20 protein-coding genes are annotated in these 17,096 nt (G+C 68.0%); 8 read left to right on the top strand and 12 right to left on the bottom strand.

What is annotated here, in order from left to right; genetic code table 11:
* Positions 1 to 24: 24 nt before the first annotated feature.
* A complete protein-coding gene (ftsY, locus tag A3AG_RS0128510; protein WP_018008690.1) occupies positions 25 to 1,191 on the top strand; it encodes a signal recognition particle-docking protein FtsY in 1,167 nt (388 codons plus the stop codon).
* A gap of 69 nt (positions 1,192 to 1,260) precedes the next feature.
* On the opposite strand, the gene maiA is transcribed toward ftsY, so the two are convergent.
* Together maiA and A3AG_RS0128500 are read right to left on the bottom strand one after the other, a co-directional pair.
* Positions 1,261 to 1,908, bottom strand: coding sequence for a maleylacetoacetate isomerase (gene maiA, locus A3AG_RS0128505; RefSeq protein WP_018008689.1), 648 nt, complete (start codon positions 1,906 to 1,908; stop codon positions 1,261 to 1,263).
* Between the two features lie 4 nt (positions 1,909 to 1,912).
* Positions 1,913 to 2,614 carry a fumarylacetoacetate hydrolase family protein gene (locus A3AG_RS0128500; protein ID WP_018008688.1) on the bottom strand — a complete coding sequence of 234 codons (702 nt, stop codon included), beginning with the start codon at positions 2,612 to 2,614 and terminating at the stop codon, positions 1,913 to 1,915.
* Positions 2,615 to 2,819: 205 nt separating this feature from the next.
* Between A3AG_RS0128500 and A3AG_RS0128495 the strand changes: the two genes are divergently transcribed.
* The 5 genes from A3AG_RS0128495 (at position 2,820) to ybiB (ending at position 8,009) form a co-directional block, all read left to right on the top strand.
* Complete coding sequence (locus A3AG_RS0128495) at positions 2,820 to 3,458, top strand: ANTAR domain-containing response regulator (protein WP_018008687.1); 639 nt, start codon at positions 2,820 to 2,822, stop codon at positions 3,456 to 3,458.
* A gap of 387 nt (positions 3,459 to 3,845) precedes the next feature.
* Positions 3,846 to 5,180 (top strand): CmpA/NrtA family ABC transporter substrate-binding protein, encoded by a 1,335-nt coding sequence (locus A3AG_RS0128490; RefSeq protein WP_018008686.1) that lies wholly within the window; start codon positions 3,846 to 3,848, stop codon positions 5,178 to 5,180.
* Between the two features lie 30 nt (positions 5,181 to 5,210).
* Positions 5,211 to 6,101 carry a nitrate ABC transporter permease gene (gene ntrB, locus A3AG_RS0128485; protein WP_018008685.1) on the top strand — a complete coding sequence of 297 codons (891 nt, stop codon included), beginning with the start codon at positions 5,211 to 5,213 and terminating at the stop codon, positions 6,099 to 6,101.
* 19 nt (positions 6,102 to 6,120) lie between these two features.
* Entirely contained in the window at positions 6,121 to 6,924 is an 804-nt protein-coding gene (locus A3AG_RS0128480) for an ABC transporter ATP-binding protein (protein WP_018008684.1), read from the top strand.
* A gap of 92 nt (positions 6,925 to 7,016) precedes the next feature.
* On the top strand, positions 7,017 to 8,009 hold the full coding sequence (gene ybiB / locus A3AG_RS0128475) for a DNA-binding protein YbiB (RefSeq protein WP_018008683.1): 993 nt from the start codon (positions 7,017 to 7,019) through the stop codon (positions 8,007 to 8,009).
* A gap of 18 nt (positions 8,010 to 8,027) precedes the next feature.
* On the opposite strand, the gene A3AG_RS0128470 is transcribed toward ybiB, so the two are convergent.
* Positions 8,028 to 8,903, bottom strand: a complete 876-nt coding sequence (locus A3AG_RS0128470) for a pirin family protein (RefSeq protein WP_018008682.1) — start codon at positions 8,901 to 8,903, stop codon at positions 8,028 to 8,030.
* A 345-nt stretch (positions 8,904 to 9,248) separates the two neighbouring features.
* Between A3AG_RS0128470 and rpoH the strand changes: the two genes are divergently transcribed.
* A complete protein-coding gene (gene rpoH, locus A3AG_RS0128465) occupies positions 9,249 to 10,178 on the top strand; it encodes an RNA polymerase sigma factor RpoH (protein WP_018008681.1) in 930 nt (309 codons plus the stop codon).
* 102 nt (positions 10,179 to 10,280) lie between these two features.
* Here rpoH and A3AG_RS0128460 read toward each other — a convergent pair whose 3' ends face one another.
* The 5 genes from A3AG_RS0128460 to A3AG_RS0128440 form a co-directional block, all read right to left on the bottom strand.
* Positions 10,281 to 10,901, bottom strand: coding sequence for an SCO family protein (locus A3AG_RS0128460; RefSeq protein WP_018008680.1), 621 nt, complete (start codon positions 10,899 to 10,901; stop codon positions 10,281 to 10,283).
* 113 nt (positions 10,902 to 11,014) lie between these two features.
* Positions 11,015 to 11,959 (bottom strand): heme o synthase, encoded by a 945-nt coding sequence (gene cyoE, locus A3AG_RS0128455; protein WP_018008679.1) that lies wholly within the window; start codon positions 11,957 to 11,959, stop codon positions 11,015 to 11,017.
* The gene (locus A3AG_RS0128450) at positions 11,956 to 13,059 is read right to left on the bottom strand and encodes a COX15/CtaA family protein (protein ID WP_018008678.1); all 1,104 of its coding nucleotides are present in this window, start codon (positions 13,057 to 13,059) and stop codon (positions 11,956 to 11,958) included. Before A3AG_RS0128450 ends, cyoE begins: the two co-directional genes overlap by 4 nt.
* 9 nt (positions 13,060 to 13,068) lie before the next feature.
* Positions 13,069 to 13,719, bottom strand: coding sequence for an SCO family protein (locus A3AG_RS0128445; protein WP_026164540.1), 651 nt, complete (start codon positions 13,717 to 13,719; stop codon positions 13,069 to 13,071).
* 73 nt (positions 13,720 to 13,792) lie between these two features.
* The gene (locus A3AG_RS0128440) at positions 13,793 to 14,548 is read right to left on the bottom strand and encodes an SURF1 family protein (RefSeq protein ID WP_018008676.1); all 756 of its coding nucleotides are present in this window, start codon (positions 14,546 to 14,548) and stop codon (positions 13,793 to 13,795) included.
* Positions 14,549 to 14,638: 90 nt separating this feature from the next.
* On the opposite strand from A3AG_RS0128440, the gene A3AG_RS0128435 reads away from it, so the two are divergent.
* Positions 14,639 to 14,848: a twin transmembrane helix small protein gene (locus A3AG_RS0128435; protein ID WP_012351630.1), complete on the top strand. Its 210-nt coding sequence runs from the start codon at positions 14,639 to 14,641 to the stop codon at positions 14,846 to 14,848.
* 145 nt (positions 14,849 to 14,993) lie between these two features.
* Here A3AG_RS0128435 and A3AG_RS0128430 read toward each other — a convergent pair whose 3' ends face one another.
* The 4 genes from A3AG_RS0128430 to A3AG_RS34370 all read right to left on the bottom strand — a co-directional run bounded on the left by A3AG_RS0128430 (position 14,994) and on the right by A3AG_RS34370 (position 17,026).
* Positions 14,994 to 15,854 carry a cytochrome c oxidase subunit 3 gene (locus A3AG_RS0128430; protein ID WP_018008675.1) on the bottom strand — a complete coding sequence of 287 codons (861 nt, stop codon included), beginning with the start codon at positions 15,852 to 15,854 and terminating at the stop codon, positions 14,994 to 14,996.
* Between the two features lie 144 nt (positions 15,855 to 15,998).
* Positions 15,999 to 16,223: a DUF2970 domain-containing protein gene (locus A3AG_RS0128425; protein ID WP_012351628.1), complete on the bottom strand. Its 225-nt coding sequence runs from the start codon at positions 16,221 to 16,223 to the stop codon at positions 15,999 to 16,001.
* A 42-nt stretch (positions 16,224 to 16,265) separates the two neighbouring features.
* Positions 16,266 to 16,877: a cytochrome c oxidase assembly protein gene (locus A3AG_RS0128420; RefSeq protein WP_018008674.1), complete on the bottom strand. Its 612-nt coding sequence runs from the start codon at positions 16,875 to 16,877 to the stop codon at positions 16,266 to 16,268.
* A 17-nt stretch (positions 16,878 to 16,894) separates the two neighbouring features.
* Positions 16,895 to 17,026 (bottom strand): cytochrome oxidase small assembly protein, encoded by a 132-nt coding sequence (locus A3AG_RS34370; RefSeq protein WP_018008673.1) that lies wholly within the window; start codon positions 17,024 to 17,026, stop codon positions 16,895 to 16,897.
* Positions 17,027 to 17,096 lie beyond the last annotated feature (70 nt).

Here is a 17,096-nt window from a genome sequence, read left to right as displayed (position 1 = left end):
CCCCGGTATTGACCCCGTTCCCCAATGTTTAGTTTCTGGAAGAAGCGCAAGGCCGAGCCGGCGCCCGTCGAGGCCCCCATCGAGGCGCCCGCGCCAGCCCCGGCCCCCGCGCCCGAGGTGCCCGCGCCCGCCCCGGCACCATCCCCGACGCCGACGCCGACGCCCACGCCCGCCCCGGCCGAGCCCGTTCCCATGCCCACCCCCGTGCCGGCGCAAGTGCCCCCGCCCGCGCCGGCGCCGGTGGCCGCCGAGGCGCTGGAGCTGGTGCCGCCGCCCGCCCCCAGCGCGGAAGCCAGGCAGGGCTGGATGCAGCGCCTGCGCACCGGCCTGTCCAAGACCAGCCGCAACCTCGGCACGCTGTTCGTCGGCGTCAAGGTCGACGAGGACCTGTTCGAGGAACTGGAAACCGCGCTGCTGATGGCCGACGCCGGCGTCGAGGCCACCGAGTACCTGCTGGGCGAACTGCGCAAGCGGGTCAGGTCCGAACGCATCGAAACCGCCGAGGGCGTCAAGGCAGCGTTGCGCGAGCTGTTGACGCAGCTGCTGCGCCCGCTCGAAAAGACCATGGCGCTCGGCCGCGAGCAGCCGCTGGTGATGATGATTGCGGGTGTCAACGGCGCCGGCAAGACCACCAGCATCGGCAAGCTGTGCAAGCACTTCCAGCGCTATGACCAGAAGGTGCTGCTGGCCGCCGGCGACACTTTCCGCGCCGCCGCTCGCGAGCAGCTGGCGATCTGGGGCGAACGCAACAACGTTACCGTGGTGGCGCAGGAAAGCGGCGACCCCGCGGCGGTGATCTTCGACGCCGTCAACGCCGCCAAGGCGCGCGGCATCGACATCGTCATGGCCGACACCGCCGGGCGCCTGCCGACGCAGCTGCACCTGATGGAAGAGCTGAAGAAGGTCAAGCGCGTGATCAGCAAGGCCATGCCGAGCGCGCCGCACGAGGTGCTGCTGGTGATCGACGCCAACACCGGCCAGAACGCCCTGCAGCAAACCCGCGCCTTCGACGACGCGCTGGGCCTTACCGGCCTGATCGTGACCAAGCTCGACGGCACCGCCAAGGGCGGCATCCTGGCGGCGATCGCGCGCCAGCGCCCGGTGCCGGTCTACTTCATCGGCGTGGGCGAGAAGGTGGAAGACCTGCAGCCGTTCAAGGCCGAGGAGTTCGCCGAGGCGCTGCTGGGCTGAATTCCGACGTCCTGCAAGGCAAAACGCCCCGGCAGTGCCGGGGCGTTTGTATTTTGCCGGGTCGCAATACTATTCCGCGTCGGGCTGCGACTTCGGCTCTGCCTTCTGGAACGCCGGCAGCGCCATGCAGGTTTCATAGATCTTCGCGATCGCCGGATAGCGCGTCACGTCGATATTAAAGCGCTGTGCGTTGAACACCTGCGGCACCAGGCACAGGTCGGCCAGCGTGGGCGTGTCGCCGAAGCAGAAACGCCCGGCCTTGCCGCCGCGCTCCAGGTTGGCTTGCAGCGACGCAAAGCCCAGCTCGATCCAGTGGCGGTACCACGCATCCTTGACCTCGTCGGTCACGCCCACGGTGTGCTTCAGGTACTTCAGCACGCGCAGGTTGTTCAGCGGATGGATCTCGCAGGCGATCTCCTGCGCCAGGCCGCGCACATAGGCGCGGTCCAGCGCCGTGCCGGGCAGCAGCTTCGGCTCCGGATGGACCTCGTCCAGGTACTCGACGATGGCCAGCGATTGCTGCAGCACGTGCTCGCCGTCGGCCAGCGCCGGCACCAGGCCGTCGGGGTTCACCGCGCGGAACTCGGGCTTGAGTTGCTGGCCGCCTTCCTTGAGCAGGTGCACCGGCACGTAGTCATAGGACAGGCCCTTCAGTTCCAGCGCGATACGGACGCGGAACGAGGCCGAGCTGCGGAAATAGCTGTAAAGCTTGAGCATCGGTTCAGACTACCTTGATGGTGAGATCGCCCACGCCGCCGACGTGGCACTGCATGACATCGCCCCTGACCACCGGCCCCACGCCCTCGGGCGTGCCGCTGAAAATCAGGTCGCCCGGCTGCAACTCGAACAGCTTCGACAGGTACGACACCATCTCGGGCACCGACCAGATCAGGTCCGACAGGTCGCCGCGCTGCTTTTCCACGCCGTTGACCGACAGCGTGACCTCGCCTTTTTCGGGATGGCCGATGGCCGCCACCGGCACGATCGGGCCGATCGGCGCGGAGCGGTCGAAGGCCTTGCCGGTCTCCCATGGGCGGCCGGTCTTCTTCGATTCGTTCTGCAGGTCGCGGCGGGTCATGTCCAGGCCCACGGCATAGCCGAACACATGGCCGGCGGCCTGCTCGACCGGAATGTCGCGGCCGCCCTTGCCGATCGCCACCACCAGCTCCACTTCATAGTGGCAGTTGCTGGTGCCAGGCGGGTACGGGAAGGCACCCTCGGTGCCGTCGGCGACGTAGCTGACCGCATCGGACGGCTTGCAGAAGAAGAAAGGCGGCTCGCGGTCGGGGTCCGAACCCATTTCCCGGGCATGGGCGGCATAGTTGCGGCCGACGCAGTACACGCGCCGGACCGGAAAGCTGGCGTGGCTGCCGCGCACAGGCACGCCGACGGGCGCGGGCGGGGCGAACACGAATTCGGTCATGCATCTCTCCAGATAGTTCTGATCGGTGCTGCGACGGGGCCCGTGCCGGGCGCAGCAGGGCAACAGGATACACCGCGGGCCGGGCCTGCGTACGGCCGCATACAATGAATCCAGGCACGCTCGCGGCGCCTCTGCACCGGACTGGGGCGCCATACCCCACCCTGCCGGCGCGAATCTTGCATGGCGCACTGCAACAGAGCCAGCCATGACACGACGCCATCCGCCCCCCACGCCCACGCCGGCGACCGCAGCCCCCACCGGCCGGGTGCTGCGCATCCTGCTCGTGCGCGACCCGCTCGACGCCAATCCCCTCAACGTCGAGACCATCCGCAACGGGCTGGTGAACGCGGGCTTCACCGAGATCCAGATCGTCGACGCCGACCTGCGGCTGCCCGACGTAATCACTGCCAGCCAGCCCGACATGCTGATCATCGCCTCCGAGTCGGCCGCGCGCGACACCATCGAGCACGTGTGCGTCTCGACCCAGCATGCACCGCGCCCGATCGTGCTGTTCACCGACAACGACGACAGCCAGCGCATCAAGGCCGCGCTGAGTGCGGGCATTACCGCCTATATCGTCGACGGTCTGCGGGCGGAGCGCGTCAAGACCGTGCTCGACGTCGCCTATGCGCGCTTCGAGCTGGACCAGCAACTGCGTGCCGAACTCGACGCCACGCGGCTGAAGCTGGCCGAGCGCAAGGTGGTGGAGCGCGCCAAGGGCCTGCTGATGCAGGCGCGCGGACTCAGCGAGGAAGACGCCTACAAGCGCCTGCGCAGCATGGCGATGGAACGCGGGCTGAAGCTGGTCGATGCCGCGCAGCGCGTGATCGACGTGATGAGCTGAACCTCCTGTTCAGGCCGCCGCGGTGCAGCGCCGCACGCCGCTGGTGCGCTGCACGCTCGTGGCGCCAGCCTGCCTTCCCCCTTGCCGCTCCATGGTCGCCGGACAGCGACGCCTGTGTCCGGACCGCGTCACCTACGCACCGACCTCGCCCATTCCCACCTCGATTGCGCCCCGTTCCGGCACCACATTCCCCGAAATGCTGCACCGCACGATGCTGGCATACGGCTTGCATCATGCAGGCATCGGCCAACGGCGGCCGATCGACCAATCAGGCGGACATGGCCAACGCAGGCCTTGTCGCGCCACGGACAACGGCGTCCCCACAGCGCACCGGTCTTCTCGCGAAACCGGCCGCGCGAGGGGACGCTTTTTTCTTGGAGCCACGCAATGCCCTCTCGCCTCAGCCACCCCAGGCCGCTGCATGCAGCCGTCCAGAACTCCGACGCCGCTGCCGCTGCCGACGCGGTCCCGGCCAGCAGCGGCCGGCGCCGTGCGCTGGCCACCATTGCCGGTGCCAGCGTGATGACGCTGGTCGATCCGCTGGTGCGCGCCGGCGCCTGGGCCGCGGGCTCCGACGCGCCGGAGAAGACCGAGGTACGCATCGGCTTTATCCCGCTGACGGACTGCGCCTCGGTGGTGATGGCAGCCACGCTCGGGCTCGACAAGAAATACGGCATCAAGATCACGCCGACCAAGGAGGCCTCCTGGGCGGCCGTGCGCGACAAGCTGGTCAACGGCGAACTGGACGCGGCCCACGTGCTCTACGGCCTGGTCTACGGCGTGCAGCTCGGCATCGGCGGACCGAAGAAGGACATGGCCGTGCTGATGAGCCTGAACCACAACGGCCAGGCCATCACGCTGTCGTCCAAGCTGGCCGAGAAGGGCGTGCGGGACGGCGCCAGCCTGAAGGCGCTGATGACGAAGGAAAAGCGCGACTACACCTTCGCCCAGACCTTCCCGACGGGTACGCACGCGATGTGGCTGTACTACTGGCTGGCGGCAAACGGCATCGATCCGATGCGGGACGCCAAGGCCATCACGGTGCCGCCGCCGCAGATGGTGGCCAACATGCGCGTGGGCAATATGGACGGCTTCTGCGTGGGCGAGCCCTGGGGCGCGCGCGCTATCGCCGACAAGATCGGCTTCACCGCCGAGACCACGCAGGCGATCTGGAAGAACCATCCGGAAAAGACTTTGGGCACCACGGCCGAGTTCGTGCAGAAGTATCCCAACACGGCGCGCGCGATGGTGGCCGCGGTGCTGGAGGCGTCGAAGTTCATCGATGCATCGGCCTCCAACCGCCGCAAGACCGCCGAGACCATCGCCGCCAAGTCCTATGTCAATACCGACATGGACATCATCCTGGACCGCATGCTGGGCCGCTACACCAACGGGCTGGGCAAGACCTGGGACGACCCCGACGCGATGAAGTTCTACCAGGACGGCAACGCGAACTTCCCGTACCTGTCCGACGGCATGTGGTTCCTGACGCAGCACAAGCGCTGGGGCCTGCTCAAGGCCCATCCGGATTACCTCGCCGTGGCCAGGCAGGTCAACCGCATCGACATCTACAAGCAGGCCGCCACTGCCGCGCAGGTGCCGCTGCCCAAGAGCGACATGCGCAGCTCGAAGCTGATCGACGGCGTGGTCTGGGACGGCAAGGACCCGAAAGCCTACGCCGACGGTTTCAAGATCAAGGCCGCCGGCACGCCTGCCGCCTGATCCGCAGTGCCCTGACCAAAGGAGCCCGACGTGAATGCCATTGCCTCCACCACGCCCGATGCCGCCGCCGACCCTGACACCAAGGAACGGACACGCCGGCGCGAACAGGAAATCGCCGCGCAAGCCCGGCGCACGGCACGCCGCGACGCTGCCGCCGCGCTGGTGCTCAAGGCGGTGCCGCCGCTGCTGGGCTTCGCCCTGTTCGTGCTCGCCTGGCACGGCATCGCCACCATGATCCCGGCCCTCCCCACCCCTGGCGCGACGTGGAACGCCGCGGTGCCGCTGTTTGCCGATCCCTTCTACCGCAACGGGCCCAATGACCAGGGCATCGGCTGGAACGTGCTGGCGTCGCTCGCGCGCGTGGCGGCGGGCTTCGGCCTGGCCGCGCTGGTCGGCATCCCGGCCGGCTTCGTGATCGGGCGCTTCGCCTTCCTGAACGCGATGGCCGCGCCGGTGATCAGCCTGCTGCGGCCGGTGTCGCCGCTGGCGTGGCTGCCGATCGGGCTGCTGCTGTTCAAGGCGGCCAATCCCGCCGCGATCTGGGCGATCTTTATCTGCTCGATCTGGCCGATGGTGATCAACACCGCGGTGGGGGTCACGCGCGTGCCGCAGGACTACCTGAACGTGGCACGCGTGCTCGACCTGTCCGAGTGGAAGGTGTTCACGCGCGTGCTGTTGCCAGCGGTGCTGCCCTACATGCTGACCGGCGTGCGTCTGTCGATCGGCACGGCCTGGCTGGTGATCGTCGCGGCCGAGATGCTGACCGGCGGCACCGGCATCGGCTTCTGGCTGTGGGACGAGTGGAACAACCTGAAGGTCGAGCACATCGTGATCGCGATCTTCGTCATCGGCCTGATCGGCCTGCTGCTGGAACATGCGCTGCTGGCGCTGGCCCGGCGCTTCAGCTACGGCACCCATTGATCCGACCGGGAGAAACGCCATGGACAAGTTCGTCAGCATCGAAAACGTCGGCCAGACCTTCAAGACCCGCAAGGGCCCGTTCGTCGCGCTGCGCGACATCGACCTGCACATCGCCGAGGGCGAATTCATTACGCTGATCGGCCACTCCGGCTGCGGCAAGTCCACGCTGCTGAACCTGCTGGCGGGACTGGCCACACCGACCAGCGGCGCGCTGATCTGCGCCGGGCGCGAAATCGCCGGGCCCGGGCCGGAGCGCGCGGTGGTGTTCCAGAACCATTCGCTGCTGCCGTGGCTGACCTGCTTCGAGAACGTCTACCTGGGCGTCGAGCGTGTGTTCGCGGCCAGCGAGGACAAGGCGCAGCTCAGGGCGCGCACGCACGACACGCTGGCGCTGGTGGGCCTGAGCCACGCCGAGGGCAAGTATCCGCACGAGATCTCCGGCGGCATGAAGCAGCGCGTGGGCATTGCCCGCGCGCTGGCGATGGCGCCCAAGGTGCTGCTGATGGACGAGCCCTTCGGCGCGCTGGACGCGCTCACGCGGGCGCACCTGCAGGACGAGCTGATCAAGATCGTGGCGCGCACGCGCAGCACGGTGGTGATGGTGACGCACGATGTCGACGAGGCCGTGCTGCTGGCCGACCGCATCGTGATGATGACCAACGGCCCGGCCGCCACCATCGGCGAGATCCTGGCGGTGGACCTGCCGCGCCCGCGCGACCGCGTGGCGCTGGCGGACGACCCGGCCTACCACGGCTGCCGCACCGCGGTGCTGGACTTTCTCTACCGCAAGCAGCGCAATCCGGCGCTGCAGGAAGCGGCGTAGGGGCGAGGCGGCGTACGGGGACGCCTGGCGGCCATGGGCGCGGCCGCCGCGCTCCGCTATCATGAACCCAGAACACACTACCCCACGCCGCCATGACCACCACCGCCGCCCCATTTCCCGCCGCCCGCTATATCAAGGAAATCGGCCGCGGCGTCAACGGCGCGCGCGCACTGCCGCGCGACGACGCGCAGGCCCTGTTCGACGCCATGCTGGCGGGCCGCGTGTCCGACCTGGAACTGGGCGCCATCCTGATGGCCTATCGCATCAAGGGCGAGGCCCCGCACGAGCTGGCCGGCATGCTGGAGGCCGCCCATGCGCACTGCCAGCCGCTGCCGGCACCGCCGGACCGGCAGGTGGTGGTGATTCCCAGCTACAACGGCGCGCGCAAGCAGCCCAACCTGGTGCCGCTGCTGGCGCTGCTGCTGGCCCGCGAAGGCATCCCCGTGCTGGTGCACGGCACGCGCGAGTTCGAGGGGCGCGTGACCAGCATGGCGCTGTTCGAGGCGCTGGGCGTGCCCCTGTGCGCAAGCACCGCCGAAGCCTCGGCAAAGCTGTGCGATGGCGATGCCAATGGCCTGCTGGCGGTGCTGCCGGTGGACGTGCTGTCGCCAGGGCTGTCGCGGCTGCTGGAGCGCCGCAGCGTGATCGGCCTGCGCAATTCGTCGCATACGGTGGCCAAGATGCTGCAACCCGTGGGCGAGCACACGCCCGCCGAGGGCCTGCGGCTGTACAGCTACACGCACCCCGAATACCGCGAGACGCTGACCGACTACTTCTCGCACGAGCCCGCCAACGTGCTGCTGGCGCGCGGCACCGAGGGCGAGGTGGTGGCCGATGCCCGGCGCACCGGCCGCATCGACTGGCTGCATGAAGGCCACCAGCAGACGCTGGTGGGCCAGGCCGGGGGCTCGATCGGCGACGTGCCCGAGCTGCCGCCGGGCAGCGATGCCGGCCTGACCGTGGCCTGGATCCGGCGCGTGCTCGACGGCGCGGTGCCGGTGCCGGCGCCCATCACCATCCAGATCGAGGCCATCCGCGAATGCCTGCGCCAGGGCACGCGCGTGACCTGGGCCAGCCCGGTCTGAGCCGGCCCGGCACCACAATCAGGGCTTGCGCGGGGGCAGCGGAATGCGCTCGGTCTCGCCCGGCACGTGCGGGAACTGGTCGTCCTCCCAGCGCTGCGCCGCGGCCTCGATCGCCACCTTGGTGCTGGCGACGAAATTCCAGTAGATAAAGCGGTGCCCGTCGGTCGGGTCGCCGCCCAGCAGCATCACCCGCGACGGCGCCGTGGCCGTCAGCGTCGCCGGCTGGCCCGGCGTCAGCACCACCATGTGTTCTGCCGGCAACGGCTCGCCGTCGAGCGAGACCGCGCCGTCAACCGGATAGATGCCGCGCTCGGCGTGGTCGGCGGGAATCTCCACGCTGGCGCCCGCATCCAGCTCGATCGCCACGTACAGCGTGCGGCTGAAGACCTTGACCGGCGAGGTCTGGCCGAACGCATCGCCGGCAATCACCACCATGCGCAGCCCGGGCCGCTCGATGCGCGGCAGCGTCGCGGCCGGATGGTGGAAGAACGACGGCTCGGCGCCCTCGTGCTGCTGCGGCAGCGCCACCCAGGTCTGGATGCCGTGCAGGCGCGCCCCCTCTGGCCGCTCATGCTCCGGCGAACGCTCAGAGTGCACGATGCCGTGGCCGGCGGTCATCCAGTTGACGTCGCCCGGGCGGATCGCCTGGTCGCTGCCCAGGCTGTCGCGATGGATGATCTCGCCCTCGAACAAATAGGTGACCGTGGCCAGCCCGATATGGGGATGCGGACGCACATCGGCGCCCTGGCCCGGCGGCAGCTGCACCGGCCCCATATGGTCGAAGAAGATAAACGGCCCGACAGTCTGGGTCGCCGCAGCCGGCAACAGCCGGCGTACGGTGAAATCGCCCAGGTCGCGCACATGCGGCTTGAGCAAGTGTTCGATAGCAGACATAAGTCCTCCGATCCGATAAGAGAGGCTCGCAAGCATGCCAGTGCGCTGCCTGCCGGTCGAGTGTAGCCGGTGGTGGAACAGTGCATTGCAGCGACTGGCAGAACCCCGTTGCCACCCTGCGCTCTAACAACCAGTGCGAGATGGCAGCGGTATCGTTGTCGTCTCTTTACGATCTACCTGGCTATCCGAACAGGCAGGGCGATATCCGGGAACTATCGGAGTCATCGGAACTCCAATTAGCACTCACCCGGCCAGAGTGCTAAGATGTGTTGCAGTGCCGCCGATTCCCCCGAGGGGCCGCGGCGCACCGGCAACCAAACCGCCGGACGCGAAAGGAGCCATTGAGTGAACGCAGTCTTGTCTGCCGACCAAACCCTGACGAACAACCGTCTGCCGACGGTGCCCCGGAACTCGGGCAGCTTTGCGCTGACCTTTCCGGCGACCGTGGGCAACCTCGACAGCTACATCCAGGCTGTCCACCGCATTCCGCTGCTGACGGCAGAGGAAGAGCAACGCCTCGCGCGCGAGCTGCGCGACCACGACTCCGTCGATGCGGCGCGCCGCCTGGTGATGTCGCACCTGCGCCTGGTGGTGTCGATCGCCCGCCAGTACCTCGGCTACGGCCTGCCCCACGCCGACCTGATCCAGGAAGGCAATATCGGCCTGATGAAGGCGGTGAAGCGTTTCGACCCGGACCAGGGCGTGCGGCTGGTGTCGTACGCGATGCACTGGATCAAGGCCGAAATCCATGAATACGTGCTGAAGAACTGGCGCATGGTCAAGGTGGCCACCACCAAGGCCCAGCGCAAGCTGTTCTTCAACCTGCGCAGCCACAAGCAGGGCGGCCACACCTTCACGCCGGAGCAGGTCGAGGCCGTCGCGCGCGAGCTGAACGTCAAGCCGGAAGAAGTGATGGAGATGGAAACCCGCCTGTCGGGCGGCGACCTGGCGCTCGAAGGCCAGGTCGACGACGGCGAAGAGGAATTCGCTCCCATCGCCTACCTGGCCGACAACCATAACGAGCCGACCCGCGTGATGGAAGCCAAGCGTCACGACCGCATGCAGGTCGAGGGGCTGGAAGAAGCGCTGGGCAAGCTCGACGAACGCAGCCGCCGCATCATCGAGGCGCGCTGGCTCAACGTCGAGGACGACGGCTCCGGCGGCGCCACGCTGCATGAGCTGGCCGACGAGTTCGGCGTGTCGGCCGAGCGCATCCGCCAGATCGAGGCGGCGGCGATGAAGAAGATGAAGGGCGCACTGCAGGCCTTTGCCTGATCCCGCCGCAACCATGCAAAAGGCCGGTCCATGGACCGGCCTTTTTTGTTGCCCGCGAAGCGTTGGTGCGACGTTATGCCGCACCCTTGCGCCCCGCTTTCGTCAGGACAACAGCTGCTTCAGGTCGTGCGCGATGGGCTCCGGACCCTGGCCGTGACGGATGAACAGCCGCAGCTTGCCCTGCGGATCGAACACATAGCTGCCGGCCGAGTGATCCACGGTGTAGTTGTTGGGTGAACTGCCCGGCACCTTGGCGTAGAACACCTTGAAATCCTTGGCCAGCTTCTGCAGCGCAGCCTCGTCGGCCGGGCGCAGCCCGACGAAGCGCGGGTCGAAAGCCGGCACGTACTGCGCCAGCAGCGCCTGCGTATCGCGTTCCGGGTCGACCGTGACGAACAGCACCTGCACCCGGTCCGCATCCGGCCCCAACTGCTCCACGACCGCCTTCAGTTCGGCCATGGTGGTGGGGCAGACGTCCGGGCAGTGGGTGTAGCCGAAGAACATCACCACCGCCTTGCCCTTGTAGTCGGCAAGGGTGCGCACCTTGCCGGTGTGGTCGGTCAGCGAGAAGTCCTTGCCGAAGTCGGCGGCGCCGGTGATGTCGACATTGCGGAACGACGCCTTTTGCTGCCCGCAGGCGGCGACCGCCAGGGCCAGCGCGGCCAGCAGGGTAAAGCGGCGGAATGCGGCGAACAGGCCGGAAGCGGAACTGAGGCGTGGCATGCGGGGGATGGGTCGGGAATGGGAAGGAAACAGCATGCAGTATCGCCGATCACGCTGCTGCGCTCGCGCCGGCGCGGCAAGATGCCGCAGCCGGGGCGCGCGAAAAGTGCAGTTCAGACCTGCGGCACGAACTTGAAGTAGTGATCGACCAGCAGCGCCGCGAACAGCAGCGACAGGTACAGGATCGAGAAGCGGAAGGTGCGCTGCGCCAGTTCGTCCGAATAGTTGCGGTACAGCTTCCAGGCGTAGGCCAGGAAGCCCGCCCCGAGCGCCAGCGCGGCCGCCAGGTAGATGTAGCCGCTCATGCCGTAGACAAAGGGCAGCAGCGTCGCGGCGATCATGATCAGCGTGTACAGCAGGATATGCAGCAGCGTGTAGCGCTCGCCGTGCGTGACCGGCAGCATCGGCAGGCCGGACTTGGCGTAGTCGGCGCGGCGGTACAGCGCCAGCGCCCAGAAGTGCGGCGGCGTCCAGGTGAAGATGATCAGCACCAGGAACCAAGCCTCGGCCGGCACCTCGCCCGCCACCGCGGCCCAGCCCAGCGCCGGTGGCATCGCGCCGGACAGGCCGCCGATGACGATGTTCTGCGGCGTGGCCGGCTTGAGCAGGATGGTGTAGACCACCGCGTAGCCCAGGAACGTGGCAAAGGTCAGCCACATGGTCAGGTCGTTGGCGTAGACATGCAGCAGCCACATGCCCGCGCCGCCGAGGATGGCGGAGAACACCAGCGTCTGGCGCGTGGTGATCTCGCCGGTGGCGGACGGGCGCCAGGCTGTGCGGCGCATCAGCGCATCGATCTTCTGCTCGACCAGGCAATTGATGGCGAAGGCCGCGCCGGCCAGCAGCCAGATGCCGGCAGCGCCGCCGATCAGCACCGGCCATGGCACCATGCCGGGCGTGGCGAGGAACATGCCGATGATGGCGCAGAACACGGCCAGCTGCGTCACGCGCGGCTTGGTCAGGGCGGCATATTGCCGGGCCAGGTGCCGCATGCGGCTCAACTTGCCCAGGGAATTGGGGTGGGTAGCGGTAACCACGGAAGGGGTCTTGTCTTTCATGTGGCGCGGGCGGCAGTCGGCACGGCAGCGGGGGCGCCGGCGGCCCGGGTCGTCAGCCCGATATTGTAGTGGAGACGGACCAGCAGCAGCAGCAGCACCGCGGCGCCGCCGTTATGCGCGACCGCCGCCACCAGCGGCCAGTCGAACACGATATTCGACAGCCCGGTGGCCAGTTGCAGCACCAGCGTCGCCAGCAGCCAGCCGGCGGCGCGGCTGAGCCCTTCGAGCCGGCGCGCGCGCAGGCCGAACCATGCCAGGTAGCCCAGCACGATCACGGCAAAGCCGCGATGGACCCAGTGGATCGCCACCAGCGCCGCGTGCGGGATGTAGTCGCCGTCCGCGGTCATGCCCAGCTGGCGCCACAGCGTGAAGCCATGGCGGAAGTCCATCTCCGGCACCAGCTGGCCGTTGCACAGCGGGAAGTCGGTACAGGCCAGCACCGCGTAGTTGGTGCTGACCCAGCCGCCCAGGAAGATCTGGATCACCAGCAGCAGCAGGCCGATGCGCACCGGCCAGCGCAGCCGCGCCGCCTGCGGCGCGACCGGGTGCGGCGGGTCGTTGCGCGAGCCCAGCTGGATCAGCACCGCCAGCAGCGCCATGCCCAGCATCAGGTGCGTGACGACGATGATCGGCTGCAGCTTCAGCGTCACGGTGAAGGCGCCGAAGGCCCCCTGCACGCACACCAGCATCAGCACGCCGGTGGCGAACCACGGCGACTGCTTCAGCTCGCGCCGCTTTACCCATGCCAGCACCATCAGCGTGATGATCAGCACCCCGACGGCCATGGCGAAGTAGCGGTGGATCATCTCGATCCACGCCTTGGCCAGCGTCACCGGTCCGCTGGGCATGGCGGTCTCGGCCGCGCGGATCGGCTCCATCGCGGCATGCGGATTGGAATGGCCGTAGCAGCCGGGCCAGTCCGGGCAGCCCAGCCCGGAGTCGGTCAGCCGCGTGAAGCTGCCGAACATGATCAGGTCCAGCGTCAGGAACGCCGTGATCCAGGCAAGCTTGCGATACTTGTTGCGGTCGCCCTTCACCATCACGTAGGACAGCGGGAACAGTGCGATCAGGACGCCGATGATGGCCAGTTGCAGCAGCATGCCGTCCCCTCAACCGATGCGCGAGACCTTGAGCAGCTTCTTCAGGTCGCCGCTCATCTTCTTCGGGTCCGGGTCCTGCGGGAAACGCATCATCAGGTTGCCCAGCGGGTCGACCAGGAACAGCGTGTCCTCGGCGCGCTTGCCCGGCTCGGCGGGCAGCCACTGCTGCGCGGCCTGGCGGTCGATGCGCAAAAAGCGCACGCCCGCGTAGGGTTCGTTGTAGGCAGCGACCAGGCGCTCGTCGATGTTGCCGTCGTCGGTCACCAGCCACACCGGCACGATGCGCAGGCGGTCCTGGCCCTGCCCGGCACGGATCTGGCGGATGGTGAACAGCTTCCTGGCGCAGGCCTCGTCACAGGCCGACGCATCGGCGCTGACCAGCAACCACTTGCCGCGGAACTGCTCCAGCGGCACGGCCTGGCCCTGCTCGTCGGTGACGCGCACCGGCGGCATCGGCCGCTGCGGGTCGACCAGCGCGCCGTAGTTGGTGGCACCGCCGCGCGGCTTGATCACGTAGTAGGTGAAGTAGGAGGCGATCACCGGCGACGCGCACACCAGCAGCAGCATCAGCATCTGCAGGCGGCCACGGCGCGTGCGCGCGTCGATGCGGGGGTCGCGCGGCGAGGCCGCGGCGGCCGGAGCGGAGTCTTGCTGTGCCATGGAGTACGTCTGTCCTTTGTCTTCGGCAAGCCCATGCGGCAGCAGGCGGCGCATGGGCGGTCAATCGATTCGATCAGGGTGCGGCCAGCCGGCGCGCGCGGCGCCAGCCCAGCACGACCACCAGCACCACCGTCAGCGCGGCCAGCCCGAACCACTGGAAGGCATAGCCATAGTGTCGCTCGGCGCCCAGATCGGCAGGCGGCCAGTCGCGCGCCAGGCCGTCACCGCTGTCGCTGCGCTGCTCTATCACCAGCGGGTGCAGGGCCAGCCCGGTTTCGGCGGCATACGGCGCGATCTCGAGGTTCTGGCGGATCCTGCTGCCAGCGGCCTCCTGGCCCAGGCTATAGACCCGCGGCACGCCGGCCAGTGCCGTGCCGGTGATGGTCACCTCGCCCTCGGGCGTCGGGAACGGCGCGATCCGGGTGCGGTCCTCGGCATCGCGCGGCAGCCAGCCGCGCAGCACCAGCACCGCGCGCATGGCGCCGGCCTCGCCCGGCGCCACGCCGATCACCAGCGGCGTCACCACCAGGAAGCCCGCGCGGCTGTCGCCGCTGCGTCCGCCGGTGCCGTGGGGGCGATTATCCAGCAATACGGTGCGCGATGCGTCGAAGCGCCCGGTCACGCGCACCGCGCGGTCGGTCACAACTTGGGACAGCGGCGCCGTGCCGAGCATGACGGGCGGCTGCGCGCCGAGCGCCTGCAGCCGCGCGGCGCGCGCTTCCTTCTCGTGCGCGCGACCGAGTTGCCAGTTGCCGAGCGCACAGGTCACCGCGATCACGACCAGCGCGGCGGCCAGCGGCAAGGGGCTGGCGAAGCGGCGCCAGCTCATCGTCCCGGCGGCACTGCGAAGCGCGCCCCGGTGCGATAATGGGCCTGTGCGCCGCACGTCGCGCCGCGCCTGCCCCCAACTCGCCCCGCCATGCGCTTTGTCATCATCATTGCCTTCATCCTGATCATTGCCAGCCTGGCCTCGGCCCTGTTCTTCATGATGCGCGACCGCGGCAAGACGCCCAACATGATGCGCTCGCTGATGCTGCGCGTGGGGTTCTCGGTGGCGCTGTTCCTGTTTATCCTGTTCTCGAGCTGGATGGGCTGGATCCACAGCACCGGCATCCGCATGGCGCCCTGAGTCGACGCGCCGCAACGGCCCACCCCCGGGGCCCGCAAAAGACAAACGCCGCAGGCTGGCCAGGCCCCTGCGGCGTTTCTCTTTTGCGTTGGCGCCGGCGGCCCCGCTCGGTCGCGGGACCCGCCGGCCGGTACGGCAGCCGGATTTACAGCCAGTACACCACGACGTAGAGGAACAGCCACACCACGTCAACGAAGTGCCAGTACCAGGCCGCGCCCTCGAAGGCGAAGTGGTGCTCGGGGGTGAAGTGGCCCTTCAGCACGCGGATCAGCACCACCGCCAGCATGATCGCGCCCATGGTCACGTGGAAGCCGTGGAAGCCGGTCAGCAGGAAGAAGGTCGAGCCGTAGATGCCCGAGCTCAGCTTCAGGTTCAGGTCCGAGTAGGCGTGCATGTACTCGTACACCTGGAAGCCCATGAAGATCGCGCCCAGCAGGATGGTCAGCGCCAGGCCCTGGATCAGCTGGCTGCGCTTGCCGGCCAGCAGCGCGTGGTGCGCCCAGGTCAGCGTCACGCCCGACATCAACAGCAGCGCGGTGTTGATGGTCGGGATCGGCCACGGGCCCATGGTCTGGAAGTTTTCCACCACGCCGGCCGGGCCGGTGTTGGGCCATACCGCGGCAAAGTCGGGCCACAGGATCTTGTTGTTCAGGTCGCCCAGCCACGGCATGGCGATGGCGCGGGCATAGAACAGCGCGCCGAAGAACGCGGCGAAGAACATCACCTCCGAAAAGATGAACCAGCCCATCGACCAGCGGAACGACAGGTCGATGTTCTTGCCGTACATGCCGCCTTCGGACTCGCTGATGGCGTCGCCAAACCAGCTCTTGAGCACGAACAGGAACCACAGCAGGCCGAAGCCGCACAGGTACGGCGCCCAGGGCTGCCCGTTTACCCAACCGGCGGCGCCGGCACCCGTCATCAGCAGGCCGAAGCTTGCGGTGATGGGGTGGCGCGACGGGCCCGGTACGAAGTAGTACGGAGCGTTTGCGCGATTCGCACTCATTCTTTTATCTCCAGCTCAGAGTCTTTGATTCAGTATTCGTTGTCCCCGCCTTGGCACTGCAGGCCAACCGCCTCCTCTGGTTGACCCCGCCGCCGCGGTTGCTTTGTTCTGCGACTGCTTTTGTTGTCTACCCTTCCTGCCCTGCTACGCCGCCGCCTGGCTCACCACCAGGCGCACGATCACGACCAGGATCGCGATGAACACCGCCGCCGCGATCAGCCCGGCGATCACCACATGCACCGGGTTCAGCCGCGCCATGTCGCGTTCGTGCTCCGCGCCCTTGCGCAGGCCGATGAACGACCACAGCACCGCGCGCATGGTCTGCGCAAACGACAGCTTGCGCTTGACCGCGTCCTTCATCTCATCCATCGCCCGTCCTCCGCCTGGCCGGCCGCTCGCCAGCCGCTCGCTTCAGATACCCTTGCCGGCCGGCGCGGGCTGCGGCGCCAGCTGGCCCTCGGGCGCCTGCGCCACCGGCGTGCCCACCTCGAAGAAGGTGTACGACAGCGTAATGCTCTTCACATCCTTGGGCAGCGCGGGGTCGATCACGAACACCACCGGCATCTCGCGCGCCTCGTTCGCCTTGAGCGTCTGCTGCTTGAAGCAGAAGCACTCCAGCTTCATGAAATACTGGGTCGCCTGCTTGGGCGCGTAGCTCGGGATGGCCTGGGCCGAGATATCGCGCGGCTGTCCGTTGGCCACCTCGTAGACGATCGTCGCCATCTCGCCGGGATGCACTTCCATGCTGTTCTTCACCGGCCGGAAGGCAAAGGGCCCGCGCGCGTTGGAGTCGAACTCCACGGTGATGGTGCGGCTCTTGTCGATCTGCGTGTTCTTCACCGCGCCGTGCAGCTCGCGCGTGGTGATCACGTTGAGGCCGGTGATCTCGCAGATCTTCTTGTACAGCGGCACCAGCGCGTAGCCAAAGCCGAACATCACGGCAACGATCACGACCAGCCGCAGCATCATGCCGCGGTTGAACCGCTTGTCCGCTTCCTTGCCCGACTGCTGCTCGATGCTCATCTCGCTACCCTGCCGCCTCAGCCAAAGAACTTCATCTTGGCGAAGAACCCCAGAAAGAAAACCACCACGATCGACAACAGGATCAGGCCAAGGCGCCGGTTGGCGGCCTTGTGGTCCGGGCGTGACGGGCTTTTGTCTGGAGACTGCATAACGGTCTTGATACCTGCCGGCGCGGAAGGGGCGGACGCTGCCGCCCCTTCGCGGCCTGGTTACGCGGGT

It is taken from the genome of Cupriavidus neocaledonicus (assembly GCF_000372525.1).
Lineage (GTDB): Bacteria > Pseudomonadota > Gammaproteobacteria > Burkholderiales > Burkholderiaceae > Cupriavidus > Cupriavidus neocaledonicus.
This window is presented reverse-complemented; position numbering and strand designations above follow the sequence as displayed.

Excerpts from the sequence above, each read along its gene's own strand:
- ftsY (WP_018008690.1), top strand. The coding sequence starts at position 25 with ATGTTTAGTTTCTGGAAGAAGCGCAAGGCCGAGCCGGCGCCCGTCGAG.
- maiA (WP_018008689.1), bottom strand. The coding sequence starts at position 1,908 with ATGCTCAAGCTTTACAGCTATTTCCGCAGCTCGGCCTCGTTCCGCGTC.
- A3AG_RS0128500 (WP_018008688.1), bottom strand. The coding sequence starts at position 2,614 with ATGACCGAATTCGTGTTCGCCCCGCCCGCGCCCGTCGGCGTGCCTGTG.
- A3AG_RS0128495 (WP_018008687.1), top strand. The coding sequence starts at position 2,820 with ATGACACGACGCCATCCGCCCCCCACGCCCACGCCGGCGACCGCAGCC.
- A3AG_RS0128490 (WP_018008686.1), top strand. The coding sequence starts at position 3,846 with ATGCCCTCTCGCCTCAGCCACCCCAGGCCGCTGCATGCAGCCGTCCAG.
- A3AG_RS0128480 (WP_018008684.1), top strand. The coding sequence starts at position 6,121 with ATGGACAAGTTCGTCAGCATCGAAAACGTCGGCCAGACCTTCAAGACC.
- ybiB (WP_018008683.1), top strand. The coding sequence starts at position 7,017 with ATGACCACCACCGCCGCCCCATTTCCCGCCGCCCGCTATATCAAGGAA.
- A3AG_RS0128470 (WP_018008682.1), bottom strand. The coding sequence starts at position 8,903 with ATGTCTGCTATCGAACACTTGCTCAAGCCGCATGTGCGCGACCTGGGC.
- A3AG_RS0128460 (WP_018008680.1), bottom strand. The coding sequence starts at position 10,901 with ATGCCACGCCTCAGTTCCGCTTCCGGCCTGTTCGCCGCATTCCGCCGC.
- cyoE (WP_018008679.1), bottom strand. The coding sequence starts at position 11,959 with ATGAAAGACAAGACCCCTTCCGTGGTTACCGCTACCCACCCCAATTCC.
- A3AG_RS0128450 (WP_018008678.1), bottom strand. The coding sequence starts at position 13,059 with ATGCTGCTGCAACTGGCCATCATCGGCGTCCTGATCGCACTGTTCCCG.
- A3AG_RS0128445 (WP_026164540.1), bottom strand. The coding sequence starts at position 13,719 with ATGGCACAGCAAGACTCCGCTCCGGCCGCCGCGGCCTCGCCGCGCGAC.
- A3AG_RS0128440 (WP_018008676.1), bottom strand. The coding sequence starts at position 14,548 with ATGAGCTGGCGCCGCTTCGCCAGCCCCTTGCCGCTGGCCGCCGCGCTG.
- A3AG_RS0128435 (WP_012351630.1), top strand. The coding sequence starts at position 14,639 with ATGCGCTTTGTCATCATCATTGCCTTCATCCTGATCATTGCCAGCCTG.
- A3AG_RS0128430 (WP_018008675.1), bottom strand. The coding sequence starts at position 15,854 with ATGAGTGCGAATCGCGCAAACGCTCCGTACTACTTCGTACCGGGCCCG.
- A3AG_RS0128425 (WP_012351628.1), bottom strand. The coding sequence starts at position 16,223 with ATGGATGAGATGAAGGACGCGGTCAAGCGCAAGCTGTCGTTTGCGCAG.
- A3AG_RS0128420 (WP_018008674.1), bottom strand. The coding sequence starts at position 16,877 with ATGAGCATCGAGCAGCAGTCGGGCAAGGAAGCGGACAAGCGGTTCAAC.
- A3AG_RS34370 (WP_018008673.1), bottom strand. The coding sequence starts at position 17,026 with ATGCAGTCTCCAGACAAAAGCCCGTCACGCCCGGACCACAAGGCCGCC.